The organism is Pseudoalteromonas sp. SWXJZ10B (assembly GCF_015864475.1).
Lineage (GTDB): Bacteria > Pseudomonadota > Gammaproteobacteria > Enterobacterales > Alteromonadaceae > Pseudoalteromonas > Pseudoalteromonas arctica.
Genome location: NZ_JADYXD010000004.1, coordinates 214,046 through 230,823 on the forward strand (window position 1 = coordinate 214,046; position 16,778 = coordinate 230,823).

A 16,778-nucleotide genomic window follows, 5' to 3' on the forward strand; every position below is an offset into this window, starting at 1 on the left:
TGGTTACTCTTTTAATTGTTCGTTCTGGCTTTTTTAATTTCTTCTTTTACGATTGGGTACAGGTCGTATGTTGGATAAAACTCAGTGCTGTAAGCTTTCCAGCCATAGCGTTCTATTGATAAATTTACTTTTGGCAGTAGCGCTGCCGGGAAGCGCAGAGTAACTACTTGCCCTATACCCATCATTACTTTCCAAGATTCTACCGTTGCACCCTCTGGCGGAAAATGTTTGTAGAAGTTAGCGCTGTTGAGTATTTCTTTTATTTCAGAGAGGCTTTTTGATTGGTCGTGCTTTAAAAAAATCGTCAGCATTAGTTCATCATTTTGCTTGTCATTTGCCCATGCGTTAAAACTAGTACCTGCACTAAAAAGCATAATTAATAGTAAGTATTTCATCATATTCCTTAAATTTAAAAATGCGCTAAGCATTGGGATACTTAGCGCATTAATTGGATAAAATTGTATTTTTAAGAGTATTAAGCGTTGGCTTTAATTAACGCTTGCGCGGTGCTCACTACATTTTTGGTGGTAAAACCAAAGTGCGCTAATAACACGTTACCTGGCGCCGATTCACCAAAAGTGCTCATACCAATTACTTTGCCTTGTAAGCCAACATATTTAAGCCAGTAATCTTGATGTGATGTTTCAATTGCAATACGGTTTGCTACCGAGTTTGGCAATACACTTTGCTTGTAATCGTCTGATTGCAGGTCGAACAATGTGGTGCTTGGCATAGATACCACACGCACTGCAACGCCTTGTGCTGTAAGCTCTTTAGCGGCTTGCATTGCTAAATCAACCTCAGAGCCTGTTGCAATTAAAATAAGCTCAGGCGTTTTACTGCTATCGCTAAGAATGTAGCCGCCTTTTTCTATATCGTTAATTTGCTGTGCGCTACGTGGCTGGTGGTTTAGCCCTTGGCGACTAAAAATAAGCGCAGTAGGTTGCTGCTGATTTTGTATTGCGTTTTTCCACGATACTGCGGTTTCTACCGTGTCACATGGGCGCCATGTGACTAGGTTTGGGGTCATACGTAGGTTGGCTAGCTGCTCAATAGGTTGATGAGTTGGACCGTCTTCACCTTGGCCTATGGAGTCGTGGGTATATACAAATATATTTTGAATACCCATAAGTGCTGACATTCTTACTGCGTTACGGGCATATTCCATAAACATTAAAAACGTTGCGCCGTAATTAATAAAACCACTGTGCAGTGATATGCCATTCATAATGCCGCTCATACCAAACTCGCGCACGCCATAAAACAGGTAATTACCGCTGGCGTCATCTGCGCTTATGCCTTTAGAGCCAGACCACAGCGTTAAGTTAGAACCGGCTAAATCGGCAGAGCCACCCAATAACTCTGGTAAATGCGGGGCAAAGGCTTCAATGGTGTTTTGCGAGGCTTTTCGGCTGGCAATGTTAGCGGCGTCTTTGTTGCACTGTGCAATATAGTTGTTTGCAATTGTTTCAAAGTTTTCAGGCAGGGTGCGTTTAATTACGCGGCGCTCAAATTCTTTAGCAAGCTCTGGGTGGCTTTTGGTGTAGTCGCTAAACAGTTGTTGCCATTGTTTTTGTTTTTTATCACCGCTTTGTTTAGCGTCCCAATGGGCGTAAATATCATCACTGATACTAAATGCTTTATTTGGGAGGTTTAAAAATTTGCGTGCAGCAGTTATTTCGTCATTGCCTAATGGCGAGCCATGGCAGTCGTGCGAGCCTGATTTATTTGGCGAGCCAAAGCCAATCACGGTTTTACAACAAAGTAGGGTAGGTTTATCGCTCACTAGTTTGGCTTGTGCAATGGCGCTGGCAATTTGTTCTGGGTCGTGGCCGTCTATATCTTTTATTACATGCCAGCCGTAAGCGTCAAAGCGTTTAGCGGTGTCGTCGGTAAACCAGCCCTCAACGTGTCCGTCGATAGATATACCGTTATCATCCCAAAAAGCAATAAGTTTACCCAGGCCTAATGTGCCTGCAAGCGAACATGCTTCGTGCGATATGCCTTCCATTAAACAGCCATCACCCATAAAACAGTAAGTGTAATGATCAACAATATCAAAACTCTCTTTGTTAAATTGTGCTGCTAGGGCTTTTTCGGCAATAGCCATACCTACGGCATTTGATAAACCTGCGCCAAGCGGACCTGTGGTTGTTTCAACACCTGGGGTATAACCGTATTCAGGGTGACCTGGGGTTTTTGAATGCATTTGTCTAAATTGTTTAAGCTCGCTAAGTGGTAGTTCGTACCCGCTTAAATGCAATAAAGAATAAATAAGCATAGATCCGTGACCGTTACTGAGTACAAAGCGGTCTCGGTTTGGCCAATTTGGATCGTTAGGATTGTGGTTTAAAAAATCGTTCCACAGTACTTCGGCTATATCGGCCATACCCATAGGTGCGCCCGGATGCCCTGAATTTGCTTGCTGTACCGCATCCATACTGAGTGCGCGAATGGCATTAGCAAAAGGCGCACGAGAAGAAAGCTGAGTCATGTATTACCTCAAATAAAATTAAAAAAGCCCGCACGTAATGTGGCAGGCTTGAGGGAAATTAGTGTAGTAGGTCTTCAACCAATTTAGCCAAAATACGCTGGTCTTTGGCAAAGTTACGAATGCCTTCACCGAGCTTTTCGCTGGCCATTGCATCTTCGTTGTGCTGCCATAAAAATTGCTCGTGGGTGAGTGGGGTTATGTCGCTTTGCGGTGCTTTGGCAATGTTTGCAGCGTCAAGCTTTGTAACCAGTTCACCTTCTTGGCTTTGTAAACTATTTAACAGTGGTGGCGAGATAGTGAGTAAATCACAGCCAGCAAGTTCGATTATTTCTTCAATGTTTCTAAAGCTTGCGCCCATTACCACGGTTTTATAATCGTACTTTTTATAGTACTGATAAATACCTGTAACCGACTGCACACCAGGATCTTCGCTTGGGGTGTATTCTTTATTATCGCGGGCTTTGTACCAATCAAGAATACGACCAACAAACGGAGATATAAGCGTTACGTTAGCTTGTGCGCACGCAATGGCTTGCGCCATCGAAAAAAGCAGCGTTAAGTTACACTTAATGCCTTCTTTTTCTAACTGCTCAGCGGCTTTAATGCCTTCCCACGTTGAAGCAAGTTTAATAAGTACGCGGTCTTTTGAAATACCCGCTTGCTCGTAAAGTGAAATAAGCTTACGCCCTTTGGCAATACTTGCTTGGGTGTCAAACGATAAACGCGCATCTACTTCGCTTGATATACGCCCAGGTATTACTTTTAGTATTTCACAGCCAAAGTTAACAATAAGTTGGTCGCAAATAGCGTCAACGTCATTGCCAGCTTTGCTTATAGCATCACTAATTAAATGTTTATACTGAGGTAATTTTGCAGCTTGTAAAATTAACGAAGGGTTGGTTGTTGCATCAACCGGTTGTAGAGCTTTGATTGACTCTACATCGCCACTGTCGGCAACGACCGTGGTTACTTTTTTGAGTTGTTCTAACAAGTTCATAATGATGTACGCCTCGGCTTTAAAACCGAGGCGATGTCCTTATACGTAGCGGTTAACAATATTCTCAAGCAGTTCTTGGCGACCAGAAACTTGCTTAGGATCGATGTTGTTCTCGTGTACTAAGGCAGAAAGGCTCTCAAGTGATTGCTCACCATTTAGAATGCTTTGACCTAGGTCTTCTTTCCAACCAGCGTAACGTTTTTCAACAAAGTCAGTCAGCTCGCCACCTTCAATCATTGCAGCTGCATTGAGTAATGCTTTAGCCATCGTATCCATACCGCCAATGTGACCAATGAATAAGTCATCACGCTCACACGATTGACGACGAAGTTTAGTGTCAAAGTTAAAGCCGCCCGTTGTAAAACCACCCATTTTTAAAATTTCGTAAACAACAAGTGTGCACTCAGCTACGTCGTTAGGAAATTGATCAGTATCCCAACCGTTTTGCATGTCGCCACGGTTAGCATCAATACTACCCATAATGCCCTCAGCGCAAGCAACTGCAATTTCGTGGTGGAAGCTATGACCCGCAAGTGTTGCGTGGTTTGCTTCAATGTTTACTTTAATTTCGTCTTGTAAGCCGTGCTTGTATAAAAAGCCTGCAACCGTTGCTGTATCGTAATCGTACTGGTGCTTAGTTGGCTCTTGTGGTTTTGGCTCAATTAATAATGTGCCTTTAAAACCAATTTTTTTCTTGTGCTCTACAACCATTTTCAAAAAGCGTGCGTACTGTTCGCTTTCTTGTGCAAGGTCTGTATTTAGTAGCGTGTCGTAACCTTCACGACCACCCCAAAGTACGTAGTTTTCGCCGCCTAAACGATGCGTAATTTCCATTGCATGTTTAACTTGTGCTGCTGCATATGCATACGTATTAGGATTAGGGTTTGTTGCACCACCGGCACAAAAACGCTGATTTGAGAATAAGTTAGCAGTACCCCACAGTAGTTTTACACCTGTGCGCTGCATTTCTTTTTCGATAATGTTTGCTATGTGCGTTACGTTATCGTGGCTTTCTTGTAGTGTTTTGCCTTCAGGGGCAATATCAACATCATGAAAACAAAAGTAAGGAACGCCCAATTTTTCATAAAATTCAAAAGCTACTTTTACTTTTTGTTCAGCAAGTTCTAATTGATTGCCTACAGGTTGGATCCAAGGACGGTCAAACGTACCTTCCCCAAAAATATCAAACCCTGTAGAACAAAAGTTATGCCAGTAACAGGCTGCAAAACGTAAATGTTCTTTCATTGTTTTGCCAAGCACTACTTGGTTTTCGTCGTAGTAACGAAATGCAAATGGGTTTTTAGAGTTTTCACCCTCAAATTTGATTTTTTCAACGTTTGTAAAAAATTGTTCGCTCATAATGTGCTCCATTAATTTTATAATAGTGTATTAAAAGTATGTTTTTACACTTTGGTAAAGTGCTTTGTATGTTGTGTATTGTTGTGCGTAAAAGTTTTGCATGACTGGGTCTGGCTCAATTGTTTGCGTTACTTTGCCGTTAACACACACTTGTTGTGCAGGGAGTTGTGTTACTGCTATTCGGGCAAGTCTTGCAGCGCCAAATGCGGGGCCAACTTCTGAGCCTTCTCGGTAAATTAGGGGGCGGTTGAGTACACTTGCGATGATTTTTCCCCACAGTGGGCTTTTAGCGCCACCACCAATAACGGTTACATCGTCAATTTGTGCACCAGCATCAAGCAGTACTTGTTGGCCATCGGCAAAGGCAAAAGCAACGCCCTCTAGTACTGCGCGGCCAAGGGCTGCTGCATCGGTATCGCTATCTAAACCAAAAAATACGCCTTTGGCATCGGGGTTATTATGCGGCGTACGCTCGCCAGTTAAATAAGGTAAAAATATCACAGAGCTTGGTTTGCTAAAATCGCATTTACTTACTTGTTCAAGCAATGCGCTTTCGTTTTTAAAACCGGTTAATTTAGTGACCCAGGTTAAACAGCTTGCTGCGCTTAACACCACTGACATTTGGTGCCAGGTGTTTTCAATGCAATGACAAAAAGTATGTACAGCACCTTCTGGGTTAGGCAGGTATTTATCGTTAGCAACGAAGTAAACGCCCGAAGTACCTAATGACAAAAACGCTTGTTTAGGCCTTACTACACCAACCCCGGCAGCGCCTGCGGCATTATCGCCACCACCTGCAACAACAGGCACCTGCTCCATACCCCATTTAGCAGCAACTTGGGCTGTTAATTTGCCAGTAATTTGTGTGCCCTCAAAAAGGGTAGGCATGTGTTGCTCTGTTAAGTCGCAGGCGCTAAGCATTTTTTGCGACCATGCTCTTTTTTCTACGTCTAGCCACAGTGTGCCTGCTGAGTCAGACATGTCTGATGCAAAATCACCGGTCATTAAAAAGCGTAGGTAGTCTTTTGGTAATAATACTTTGGCTACTTTTGCAAAATTTGCTGGCTCAAACTCTTTTAACCACACCAATTTAGGCGCAGTAAAACCAGGCATTACTATGTTGCCGGTAATATTACGAGAGTTAGGTTCGCGTTTTTCAAGCTCTACACATTGTGCAGCACTGCGCCCGTCGTTCCATAAAATGGCTGGGCGAATAATATTATTGTTTTTATCAAGCAGCGTTGCGCCATGCATTTGCCCAGAAAGGCCCACAGCCTTTACCGATTTTAGTAATGCAGGGTGAGTATTTTTAAGCTCCTCGATTGCACTACAGGTAGCAAGCCACCAATCTGAAGGGTTTTGCTCAGAAAAAAGGGGTGCTGGGCGTGAAACGCTTAAAGATCCACTTGCTTGAGCAAGCAATTGGTCTTGCTCGTCTAAAATAATTACTTTTACACCTGAAGTGCCTAAATCGATACCAAGGAACATAAATGTGATACTTAATGTTGTTTTAGTGTTAGCGCTAACATTAATGATTTGATATTGTTAAGTCAAGCTAGTTTTAAACTATGTTTAACAATTAATTTGCAAGTTTATTGCTTGGTTGTTGGAGTTCACTTAAATTTCTTTTTAAGATCATAAGGAAACACTATGAAAAAAATAAACTGGGGTATTGTTGGTTGTGGCCGAATTGCTGCACAATTTTGTGAAGACTTAGCACATATAAATAATGGTGTTGCGTACGCAGTTGCAGCAAGAAATGGAGATGATGCAACCGCTTTTGCGAGCAAGTATGGTGCGGCCAATGCCTACGAAGGGTATCAGGCATTATTTGACGATAAAAACGTTGATGTAGTTTACATTGCGACCCCGCATAACTTTCACTTTAAAAATGCCAGCGATGCTATTAAAGCAGGTAAGCATGTATTGTGCGAAAAGCCCATTACGGTTTCGGCTGAAGAGTGCAAGCAGTTGTTTTTACTGGCTAAAAAGCACGACGTATTTTTAATGGAAGCCATGTGGACGTACTTTTTACCTGCAATACAAAAAGCAAAACAATGGGTAGGGCAAGGGCGAATTGGCACTATTAAACATGTTAAAGCTGACTTTGGTTACCCTGTGCCTTTTAACCCCGACGGGCGTGAATACAACCCAGATTTAGCGGGCGGTTGTTTACTCGATATGGGAATTTATCCGCTTGCCATTGCCAATTACTTTTTAAATAACGACCTTGAAAACTTACACGTAAGAGCAAATATTCGCTACAAAGGCGTGGAAGACGATGTACTTATTACTGCTAATTGTGGCGATGTAATGGTGAGCTTAGCAACGTCATTTCAATGCCGGTTAGGGAATGGCGCGTATATTATTGGCGACAAAGGCTATATAAAAATACCCGATGCATTTAGGGCTTATGAGTGCTCTTTGTATGAGCTTGATGACTTAATTGAGCATTTTGAAGATGGCAGGCAGTCACAAGGTTACAGCTTTGAAGCGCAAGAAGTAGGGCGCTTACTGAGCGAAAACAAACGAGAGAGTGACATTATGAGCCACTCTCAAAGTTTACTTTTACAATCGCAAATGGAGCGTATTAAAGCCCTGTTTTAATAGAGCTTTGAATGAGCTTTTAAATGGTTTTATATCAGCTCTAAATCAACTAATAAACTTAACTGGCGGCGATTTATTCGCCGCTAGGTTCGTCATAATTAAAAAATGAAAAGTGAGCTTCTTTATTTTTCCCCGATAAGTCTTGGCACGCCATACCAACAAAAGCACCGGTAAAACACGGGCGATACCCTTGTGGTGATTGCTGCACGTAATCATCAGATAAAATACTGCCATCGAGCACTGGACCAAACTTTATCCAGCAGCTTTTTTCGGTGGCGTAGTAAAACTGCAGCTGAGCGCCATTAAAGTCAGCTTTTAAGTAAACAGGTTTGTTTGTTTTAAGCAAAAGCGGTGCAACAGGCGTGCTTGTTTGGTATTTATCGCAGCTTATTATATTTAAATAACGTGGTGTGGTTTCATCGCCTACATCGCCGCCGCTTATATGCAAATAGTAGTAATGAGCGGTGTTGTAATAACATACTAGCCCCGCCATTTGCTGAAAACTGCTCGGCGCAAAATCAACGCATGTACTGCTAACAGTATGATGAGCCTGTACACGCCTGGCAATAAAACTTTGCTGATGCAATGAGCTTAAAGACTCTTTACCTACTAGGGTAAGCGATGCTTTTTGAGTGTTTTTATACACCCAGCTTTTGCACATGGGTATACGCAATGACTGAAAATCAACAGTCAGATCATCGTTACTAAAATCAATATTTGTTGATGGTTGAGGCTGTGGATTTAGTGTTAAACCTTCAACGGGTACGTGTATTCTGGGGGCTTTATTTGTGTGTTTTGCATAAGGCCAGCCATCGTCTTTCCAGATTATTTGCTCAATCCCTGTTTCACGCCCTGTAATGCAGCGGCCACGCTCAGTCAGTGGTCTTGATGTTAAAAATACCGTGTACCAATCACCGGTTTGTGTTTGAAAAAAATCTCCATGGCCACATTTTTGTAGCGTATTACTCGGCTCGTGGGCTGCTGTAATAACGGGGTTGTGCGGGTGTACTTGGTAAGGGCCAAATACGTTTTTAGCACGCGCTACACTAATGCAGTGTTCATACCCAGTGCCACCTTCAGCGGTAATTAAATAGTAGTAATCGCCGCGTTTTAAAATATGTGGGCCTTCAGTGCAACCAAGTTTTGTGCCTGAAAATATAGGTTTAACATCGCCTATTAATTTATTGGTTTTTAGGCAAAGCTCTTGCATTACTATGCCACCAAATAGTGCGTTGTTGCGGTGATCAACCAGCATGTTTAGCAAATAGCTTTTACCGTCATCATCGTGAAAAATAGACGGATCAAAACCGCTAGAGTTTAAGTAAGTCGCTTGTGACCAGTTACCGGTAATATCAGTGGTTGATACAAAATAGTTTGGTGTGTCTTTGTAAGGGCCATCAAAGCTTTTTACATTGGTATATACCAAATAAAAACGGCCATTATTGTAACTAAGTTGCGGTGCCCATACGCCGCAAGAATCAGGCACTCCTCGCATATCGAGTTGCTCTACGGTGTTAAGTGCTTGGCCTATAACTCGCCAATTTACTAAATCGGTAGAGTGGTGAATTTGCACACCTCCAAACCATTCAAATGTTGAAGTGGCTATGTAGTAATCGTTATTAACTCTGACAATGTTTGGGTCTGGGTTAAAGCCTCTTAGAATTGGGTTTTGCAGCATGCTCATAATATAGGCCTTTTTAAGTTTTTTATATTATTGGGTGTGAATATTATAAATTTGTTGTTAGCGCTAACATTTTCAGTGTAGTATAAGACTTTGTCAATAAGTAATCATATAAAACGCGCTGTAAACAATATCAAGCTTTACAATTATGTATAATGAAAATTAAGAAAGTTAATTATAACAATCCACTGATTGTGAGTAGGTAATAACAGTAATGGCCGATCCTAAAAGAGCAAGAATACAAGATGTAGCCGAGCAGGCTGGTGTATCAATGATGACAGTTTCGCGCGTGCTCAACCAAGACAAAAAAGTAAGCGACAAAACCCGCGAAAAAGTAATGGCGGTTGTTGAGCAATTAAATTACAGGCCAAATGTGTCTGCTAGGCGCCTTGCTAGTACTAAGTCATTTTTTTTAGGGCTTTTATACGATAACCCAAGTGACTCTTACATAAGCCAATTTTTATTGGCAGCGCTTAAAAAATGCCGCGCATTGGGCTACCACCTTGTTGTTGACGAAGCGCATACCGATATTGACAAAACAATTGAATCGGTAAAGCAACTTATTGATGTTACACAGGTTGATGGCATGATTTTACTGCCACCTATGTGCGACAACGAACAGGTTTTAGATGTTCTTACTAAAGCAAATATTCCGTTTGTAAGAATAACGCCAGATACAAAATTAAATCGCTCACCTTATATATGCATGGACGATTACCAAGCGGCGTTTGATGTTACAGAGCATTTAATAAATCAAGGGCATAGCAAAATTGCACATATTATTGGCGACACTAAACAAGGTGTAAGCCGTTTGCGTTACCAAGGTTATTTAGATGCGCTGCGCTCTAATAAAATAATAACGCCACCTGAGTATATAGAGCAGGGCAGTTTTACTTATCAATCGGGTATGGAAGCGGCAATAAAATTACTTTCGCTTGATGATAAACCAACGGCTATTTTTGCAGCTAACGATGATATGGCAGCCGCTGTAATCTCAATAGCTCAAAAACAAGGTATTAATATTCCAAGCGAACTGTCGGTTGTTGGCTTTGATGACACGCAACTTGCAACCATAGTTTGGCCAAATATTTCTACGGTAAAACAGCCTATTAATGAAATGGCTGAGCTTGCCATTACTTTACTTGCATCAGGTCAGTATAACGATTTGAGCAATGTAAAAAGCTTAGACTTAAGACATATTTTAGATTTTGAATTAATAGAAAGAGAATCAAGCTCAACCAATAAAAATAACTAAATAAGCACACCCTTTTGAGCTTCAAAATCTATATAAAATAACAACAACACACAATATGGATACTTATGAACGAGAAAGAAAATGTACTTTTAATAGTACTGGTTTGCTTTGTTGCGACTATTGGCGGTTTTTTATTTGGGTTTGACAGCGGCGTAATTAACGGCACTGTTGATGGACTCCAAACGGCGTTTGGCTCCAGTAGTGCAGGTACGGGATTTAACGTATCGAGTATGCTGATTGGCTGTGCCATTGGTGCGTTTTGCGCAGGTCGGTTAGCTGATAAATTTGGTCGGCGTCTAATTTTACTTTTTGCCGCTGCTTTATTTATTATAAGTGCTTGGGGCTCGGGTGTGTCAGTCACATCGTTTGAATTTGTGATTTATCGCATTTTAGGCGGCTTAGCGGTAGGGGCTGCATCGGTTATGACCCCGGCTTATATTAGCGAAATTGCCCCCGCACGATACAGAGGCACGCTCTCTACACTGCAACAAGTGGCTATTATATTTGGTTTATTTAGCGCATTTGTGAGTAACTATTTTTTAGCAAATACGGCTGGCGGCTCTACGGCTATATTTTGGATCGACTTTGAAACATGGCGTTGGATGTTTTGGGTTGAGTTATTACCTGCATGCTTGTTTTTAATCGCTTTATTTTTTATCCCTGAAAGCCCACGATACTTAATTATGGCTGGTAAAAAAGACGCTGCTGCACGTGTTTTATCGTCATTATATGGTGCTGAAATTGCCGCTCTTAAATTAAATGAAATAGCAGAGTCTCTTGCTGGCGATAAACACCAACCTAAATTATCTGATCTTATTGATAAACCTAAAAAACGTTTACGCCCCATTGTTTGGATAGGAATTGGCTTAGCTACATTTCAGCAATTAGTCGGCATTAACGTTGTTTTTTACTACGGCGCGGTACTTTGGCAAGCAGCCGGTTTTACTGAATCTGACGCGTTACTCATTAATATAATAAGCGGCTTTGTAAGTATTTTAGCGGTGTTTATTACCATGTATTTTATAGACAAAATTGGCAGAAAGCCTTTTTTGTTAACCGGCTCAATTGGTATGACGGTGACGCTTTCGGTTATTGTTTATGCCTTTTTAAATGCAGATATTGGCTCAACAGGCAACTTAGAATTAGGAGAGCAGGGCATAGTTGCTTTAATAGCCGCTAATGCGTATGTGTTCTTTTTTAACTTATCGTGGGGCCCTGTAATGTGGGTTATGTTAGGTGAAATGTTCCCTAACCAAATTCGCGGCTCTGGCCTTGCAGTTACCGGCTTTGCCCAGTGGATAGCTAACTTTTTAATTACCTGGTCGTTCCCTGTTATGCTCACAGGCATTGGTTTAGCTGGGGCTTATGGTTTTTACGCATTTTGTGCGTTTGTTTCAGTCATATTTGTATTTAAGTTTTTACACGAAACCAAAGGCAAAGAGCTTGAACAAATGAAAGGCTAGTATTATCCCTTTAATAAGCGCCAAAACTAAAGCAATAGAACTAGAATAATAGAACTAAAGCAATAGTTTTGGCGTTGTTAGACTGCTTCACTCGTTAAGCTTTTTTACTAAACCCAAACACTTTATAAACTCGCAGTAACTACCTCATTTCTCAATAGTTAAATTATTAATGCATTTAAGTAAAGTGTGAGTCGCTTGTTCAATATCGCTATCTGCAATAGCGTTTAACATCATTTTTTAACTTTTATTATTTCGATTCGAGCTGTCTCCATCGCTGTTTTCCCTTAGTTGTTAACTGGGTCATCAACCTTCGGCCATGTTCTAAAAATGAATAATATTAGACGTGACGTAGTTTTTTTTAACAAGACGTAGTTGCGCAGTTTGTGTAATAAGCAACTAAAAAGCAAATACAGCTGATAGTCTGCAGTGAGCGAGAACCCGTCATTCAAAAATTTTGATATCTGAAGTCAAGATTTGACCCTCGGCTTTTTTTCTCGGCTTTTTTTTATTTAAATAACAGAGATTCTCGCGCAGGCGGCGATTAGAGTTGCACGAAGTGTGCTGATGAAAATAGACGTGTTTGCTTAGGGCGGCGTAGTTTTCAAGAAAAGCTCCTAAACTGGTTAATTACTTATATTTTTAAAAATAACACACGGGAGGTTTTGTTTCTAGTGGATAAAATTCAATATAAAAATGCTTAAATAAAATACAGGTAATTATTTTTGAAACTTAAATAGTGAGGTAAAAGGCCGCACGATTTTTTTTAAATTATTTTTTAGAGTAATAACCCACGCCTATTTATTAAATAAATAAAATGCTAAAGCCTGCAGTACTTAAGGGTTGGTTTTAATTAAATATATAATTATTCTAAGGAGTTACCTAACGCACTGTTTTAGTGCAACTTTTTAGATGTGTTAGTTTAATTCAGGGTATTGTTGAAGTTAATCGTACAATCCTTAATATTCAAACTTTTATATTATTGACAGCACATTGTTTGGCACTATCATGTACTACAAAATGAATCTTGGCTTAATTTTTGCAAAATTAAACATATTGCTATAAATAATGGAATTAAATAATTGGACACACAGCGGGTTAAGAAACCTTCCGGTTTTACTCTTATAGAATTAATGATAGTAATTGCAATTATTGGGATTTTATATGCAATTGCACTTCCTAGTTATACGAGCTACATACAGCAAAGTAGAAGAGCAGATGTGCAACAGATTTTATTACAACAAACAGCTGTTTTAGAAAGGCAATACACCCGTGTTGGTGGCTACCCAAGTACATTTACTTTTCCTACCTCAGATTATTACTCCTTTAGCTATACAACCGATGCAACTACAGGTGCTTCAAATGGGTCTGAATTTACAATACAAGTTACTCCTAAAGGTGCACAAAAAAGTGACGAGTGTGGCAAGTTGTCTGTAAATCAAAGCGGTACAAAGTCTGCAGATAAATCCCAGTGTTGGTAAAAAAAAGCATTGGCTTTACTTTACTCGAAGTTTTAATCACGATGACTATTATCGGTATTCTAACTGCCGTTGCGGCTCCTTCGTTTATTACTTTTATAAAGCGGGATCGATTAATTACAAACTCGAACCAATTGCATAGTGTTTTTAAGTTCGCGCGAAGCGAAGCGGTCAAAAGGGATCAAAAAGTCTCGCTCAAACTAACAGACAGCCAATGGCAGGTACAAACAGAAATAGACTCTAAGCAAACAATGTTAAACATGTTTGAAATCACGCATAACAGCATTTCAGTCGGCCTTGAAGATATTAATATTTCAAGTACAGGCGAATTAAGTCAATCCTATCAAATTTTAGTAACCGATGGTGATAGCTCAACTTCTGATTTTACACTGTGTATTTTACAAAGCGGGCAAAGTTGGTTAGCTGAGGCGCCTGAAACATGCTAAAGAATCGCAATAAAGGATTTTCTCTTTTAGAGGTTATGATTGCATTAATTATTGCAACCGTGGCTTTATTAGGATTAGCCTCAGGGCAATTAAAATCATTGCAATACATAACAAACAGTTTTAATTATACGGTATCTATAATTGAGGCTAATAATGTATTAGAACGAATTTGGCCACACCTATGCGAACTGCAACAAACGAATCCTGATTTGTACAATGATGCTGATTTCAGAGCTTATTTATCTCCACAGATTGATGCCTATACACTTATTTTACCAGCGGATTTTTCTAATGATTTAACTGTTGAAATAACATGGCAAGATAAACGTTTGACTGACAATTTAGAAAACCGTGTTGTAATTACAGGAAGTTTTCCGACGCTACCTGCTGGATGCGTGCCATGAAAAATTTAATAAATAAGCACCATGGTTTTACGTTAATAGAGCTTATGGTTGCACTTGCTGCAGGTATGTTTTTATTAGGTGGTGTGAGCCTGGCTTATTCTTCAATTAATAGCAGTACCAGCACAGCAAAAGATTTAGAAAATGCATTAGATGTAATCCGATTTAGCAGTAAAGTATTTACACGAAGTCTAAAACAAACCAGCTCAATTCCTACTTATAGCGATAATATTTTAAGTGTTGAGCAAGAATCGGGTGTACTTGCATGCACAGGCTCAATAATTAATGCGCCATTCACTGAAAAATATAGTCACGAAGACGACTCATTATTTTGTGATATAGGTAATGGCAAAGTAAAAATATTAAAAGGTGTTAATACAATCAGCTATCTAATTGATAACAATGTTGTGAGTGTCCTTGTAGAACCTACAAACTTACCAAGCCAATTTAATAACAGCTTAGTTATTGATATATCTTTGTCGCAAATGGTAATGAATAAGGCATTTCAATAAATGAAAAATACATCTGGTTTTACGCTTGTTACTGTACTTATTTTAACATCTATGGCTTCAATTGTTGTACTTAGCACTCTTAGAGATAGTGTGATTCAGGAACGTTTGAGTGGTAATTTTCAGAAAAAGTTGAACGCAAGGTTGATGTCTGAAAAAGGCGTATTTTCAAGTATGGAAAAACTTGAAACAGCAATGCTTGCAGACCCGACTATAAATATTAATGATCTAATAGCCCGTAATAGTGAAGTTTCTGGAACAGGCTCACTTGAATCTAGTATATACAATGCAACCATCGAGATTGACAGTAATGGCGATATTTTAATTTCTAGCGAAGGAACCCGCTTTGAAGGCGAGGACCAAATGCAAGCTATATTTGAATATGTAGTAGGTGGCGGCGGAACTACCAGTGCCTCAGTTTTTTCTAATGGAATTACAGGATGTTCTGGTGTTGCAATTAGTGGAAGTGGCTTAATTGATAGTTATGATTCGTCTTTAGGGGATTATAACGACACGCTAGATGATGGCAGTAAAAATACATCAGAAGAATCTTTTGTTAATACAGTTAACGATACTGGTGATATTACGCTCAATGGTAGCGGCACAATTGAAGGTGATGTTTTATCCTCGAGTAACTTATCAATTATTCAAGGCGCAGATGTTACAGGCAATATTCATAGTAATGGCAATTTAATACTCTCTGGTGGTGTGGTTATTGGAGGAGATGCATCTGCATATTTAAGCTTCACACAAAGTAGTGGTACTGTTTCGGGTAGTATTTCTGCAAACCAATCTATCTCAATACAGCAAACGCCAGTTGGTGGAGATGTGAGTTCATCCGGTTCTATTTCGGTTACAGGTAATACAGTCCAAGGAACAATTCGTTCATATGGTTTAGTGGCTCTTACACAAACAATAATACGTAACGGTGTTTATACTTCCGGTAATTATGAACAAACAGGTGGAACCGTATACGGTGGAGTGCGTGTTCAAGGTAATGTAACACTTAAACAGTGGGGCAGTACTATTGATAGTAAAGATTTAAGATACGCAGGTAACGGATCTTTTAAAGACGATACACCAGAGTATGCTTTTTTACCTTATAAAGTATCAAGTACAGAAATATCAATACCAACTATTGAGCCTGTTGAAAAAATAACACCAGAGAGTGAAAATAATAGAGGGTTAACTACGTGTGACCCACTTGATATCAAAACAGCGATTGATGGCGTGTCAGTTACTACAACAAGCCCTGACCTTTTTATAAATAACAATAGCAGTGCTGGGGACTTACTCGAATTAGAGACTAATGAGGCTAACTTTTTAGTAGATTTTGGTAGTACTCCAGATGGGACTATTAATGCTAAAGCTGCTACTTTTCTTGATTCAGCAACTCAAATATTTTATTTTGATGACGTGACAATTAAGGGGCGAATGCAGGTAAAAAGCAACCACAATGCGGTTATGTTTGTAGATGGTGATTTTACAATGAATGGCGCAAGTTCGCTAACGATCCCTGATAACAGCAGTTTAACTATAATAATTAAAGGAAAGTTTCAAATAGGCAGTGGTGCACAGGTTCACACCCCTGACAATGGCATTACAGACGAAGGGCGACCTGTTTTTAGTATTTATAGTTCATATAATGGAAATGACACAGGAATAGAGTTCTCAGGTGGTACACAAGAGCTTTACGCTGTTATATACGCACCTCTTACACAAGTTAAAGTTACTTCAGCTGTTGGTTTTAAAGGATCTATTTTAGGAGATACAGTTATTGTAAGTGGTGCTGGTGGTATTCACTTTGACACGGCATTAAATGAGGCTAGTTTTGGTGGTTCTTCATCTGGTGGTAATGGATCAACGAGCAAATTAGTTTTTAAAGGGTGGCGCTTTACATCCATTGAACAAAGCAATGAATAAAAAATACTGCAATAAGCTTATTTCTATAAGAGAAGCTATTAGGCTTGCTAAATTCATTTCTCTTATTAATATTCTAAAACTTAAAACTTAAAACTTAAAACTTAAAACCAAACTCTCTTAATTTTTCATATACGTTTATGTCAAAACGGTAAAAATAGGAGCTCGGGA

14 protein-coding genes are annotated in these 16,778 nt (G+C 39.8%); 8 read left to right on the forward strand and 6 right to left on the reverse strand.

The genetic code is table 11. The features are described from left to right. Positions 1 to 11: 11 nt before the first annotated feature. From I6F54_RS05940 to xylB, 5 genes are all read right to left on the reverse strand, one after another. Positions 12 to 395: a hypothetical protein gene (locus I6F54_RS05940; RefSeq protein ID WP_197140265.1), complete on the reverse strand. Its 384-nt coding sequence runs from the start codon at positions 393 to 395 to the stop codon at positions 12 to 14. A gap of 80 nt (positions 396 to 475) precedes the next feature. Next, positions 476 to 2,494, reverse strand: coding sequence for a transketolase (gene tkt, locus I6F54_RS05945; protein WP_197140267.1), 2,019 nt, complete (start codon positions 2,492 to 2,494; stop codon positions 476 to 478). A gap of 58 nt (positions 2,495 to 2,552) precedes the next feature. Then, positions 2,553 to 3,491 carry a transaldolase gene (tal, locus tag I6F54_RS05950; RefSeq protein ID WP_197140269.1) on the reverse strand — a complete coding sequence of 313 codons (939 nt, stop codon included), beginning with the start codon at positions 3,489 to 3,491 and terminating at the stop codon, positions 2,553 to 2,555. Positions 3,492 to 3,530: 39 nt separating this feature from the next. Beyond that, complete coding sequence (gene xylA, locus I6F54_RS05955; RefSeq protein WP_007375167.1) at positions 3,531 to 4,850, reverse strand: xylose isomerase; 1,320 nt, start codon at positions 4,848 to 4,850, stop codon at positions 3,531 to 3,533. Positions 4,851 to 4,880: 30 nt separating this feature from the next. Beyond that, the gene (gene xylB / locus I6F54_RS05960) at positions 4,881 to 6,338 is read right to left on the reverse strand and encodes a xylulokinase (protein ID WP_197140272.1); all 1,458 of its coding nucleotides are present in this window, start codon (positions 6,336 to 6,338) and stop codon (positions 4,881 to 4,883) included. Positions 6,339 to 6,500: 162 nt separating this feature from the next. Between xylB and I6F54_RS05965 the strand changes: the two genes are divergently transcribed. Then, on the forward strand, positions 6,501 to 7,457 hold the full coding sequence (locus I6F54_RS05965) for a Gfo/Idh/MocA family protein (protein WP_197140274.1): 957 nt from the start codon (positions 6,501 to 6,503) through the stop codon (positions 7,455 to 7,457). 73 nt (positions 7,458 to 7,530) lie between these two features. Here I6F54_RS05965 and I6F54_RS05970 read toward each other — a convergent pair whose 3' ends face one another. Beyond that, positions 7,531 to 9,141: a glycoside hydrolase family 43 protein gene (locus tag I6F54_RS05970; RefSeq protein ID WP_197140276.1), complete on the reverse strand. Its 1,611-nt coding sequence runs from the start codon at positions 9,139 to 9,141 to the stop codon at positions 7,531 to 7,533. Positions 9,142 to 9,352: 211 nt separating this feature from the next. Between I6F54_RS05970 and I6F54_RS05975 the strand changes: the two genes are divergently transcribed. From I6F54_RS05975 to I6F54_RS06005, 7 genes are all read left to right on the forward strand, one after another. After that, on the forward strand, positions 9,353 to 10,393 hold the full coding sequence (locus tag I6F54_RS05975; protein WP_007375163.1) for a LacI family DNA-binding transcriptional regulator: 1,041 nt from the start codon (positions 9,353 to 9,355) through the stop codon (positions 10,391 to 10,393). A gap of 59 nt (positions 10,394 to 10,452) precedes the next feature. Continuing rightward, positions 10,453 to 11,856 (forward strand): sugar porter family MFS transporter, encoded by a 1,404-nt coding sequence (locus I6F54_RS05980; RefSeq protein WP_442960969.1) that lies wholly within the window; start codon positions 10,453 to 10,455, stop codon positions 11,854 to 11,856. A gap of 1,079 nt (positions 11,857 to 12,935) precedes the next feature. Next, positions 12,936 to 13,334, forward strand: a complete 399-nt coding sequence (locus I6F54_RS05985; protein ID WP_197118742.1) for a type IV pilin protein — start codon at positions 12,936 to 12,938, stop codon at positions 13,332 to 13,334. Then, the gene (locus I6F54_RS05990) at positions 13,325 to 13,777 is read left to right on the forward strand and encodes a GspH/FimT family pseudopilin (protein WP_165741667.1); all 453 of its coding nucleotides are present in this window, start codon (positions 13,325 to 13,327) and stop codon (positions 13,775 to 13,777) included. Before I6F54_RS05985 ends, I6F54_RS05990 begins: the two co-directional genes overlap by 10 nt. Next, positions 13,771 to 14,181, forward strand: a complete 411-nt coding sequence (locus tag I6F54_RS05995) for a prepilin-type N-terminal cleavage/methylation domain-containing protein (protein WP_165727826.1) — start codon at positions 13,771 to 13,773, stop codon at positions 14,179 to 14,181. The genes I6F54_RS05990 and I6F54_RS05995 overlap by 7 nt, the downstream gene beginning before the upstream one ends. Further along, positions 14,178 to 14,690 (forward strand): PilW family protein, encoded by a 513-nt coding sequence (locus tag I6F54_RS06000; RefSeq protein ID WP_165741665.1) that lies wholly within the window; start codon positions 14,178 to 14,180, stop codon positions 14,688 to 14,690. Before I6F54_RS05995 ends, I6F54_RS06000 begins: the two co-directional genes overlap by 4 nt. After that, positions 14,691 to 16,610, forward strand: coding sequence for a DUF7305 domain-containing protein (locus tag I6F54_RS06005; protein ID WP_197140280.1), 1,920 nt, complete (start codon positions 14,691 to 14,693; stop codon positions 16,608 to 16,610). Positions 16,611 to 16,778 lie beyond the last annotated feature (168 nt).

Bases quoted from the DNA above. Each gene is read 5' to 3' on its own strand.
- I6F54_RS05940 (WP_197140265.1), bottom strand. From the start codon at position 395: ATGAAATACTTACTATTAATTATGCTTTTTAGTGCAGGTACTAGTTTT.
- I6F54_RS06005 (WP_197140280.1), top strand. From the start codon at position 14,691: ATGAAAAATACATCTGGTTTTACGCTTGTTACTGTACTTATTTTAACA.
- I6F54_RS05995 (WP_165727826.1), top strand. From the start codon at position 13,771: ATGCTAAAGAATCGCAATAAAGGATTTTCTCTTTTAGAGGTTATGATT.
- tal (WP_197140269.1), bottom strand. From the start codon at position 3,491: ATGAACTTGTTAGAACAACTCAAAAAAGTAACCACGGTCGTTGCCGAC.
- xylB (WP_197140272.1), bottom strand. From the start codon at position 6,338: ATGTTCCTTGGTATCGATTTAGGCACTTCAGGTGTAAAAGTAATTATT.
- tkt (WP_197140267.1), bottom strand. From the start codon at position 2,494: ATGACTCAGCTTTCTTCTCGTGCGCCTTTTGCTAATGCCATTCGCGCA.
- I6F54_RS05965 (WP_197140274.1), top strand. From the start codon at position 6,501: ATGAAAAAAATAAACTGGGGTATTGTTGGTTGTGGCCGAATTGCTGCA.
- I6F54_RS05975 (WP_007375163.1), top strand. From the start codon at position 9,353: ATGGCCGATCCTAAAAGAGCAAGAATACAAGATGTAGCCGAGCAGGCT.
- I6F54_RS06000 (WP_165741665.1), top strand. From the start codon at position 14,178: ATGAAAAATTTAATAAATAAGCACCATGGTTTTACGTTAATAGAGCTT.
- I6F54_RS05970 (WP_197140276.1), bottom strand. From the start codon at position 9,141: ATGAGCATGCTGCAAAACCCAATTCTAAGAGGCTTTAACCCAGACCCA.
- xylA (WP_007375167.1), bottom strand. From the start codon at position 4,850: ATGAGCGAACAATTTTTTACAAACGTTGAAAAAATCAAATTTGAGGGT.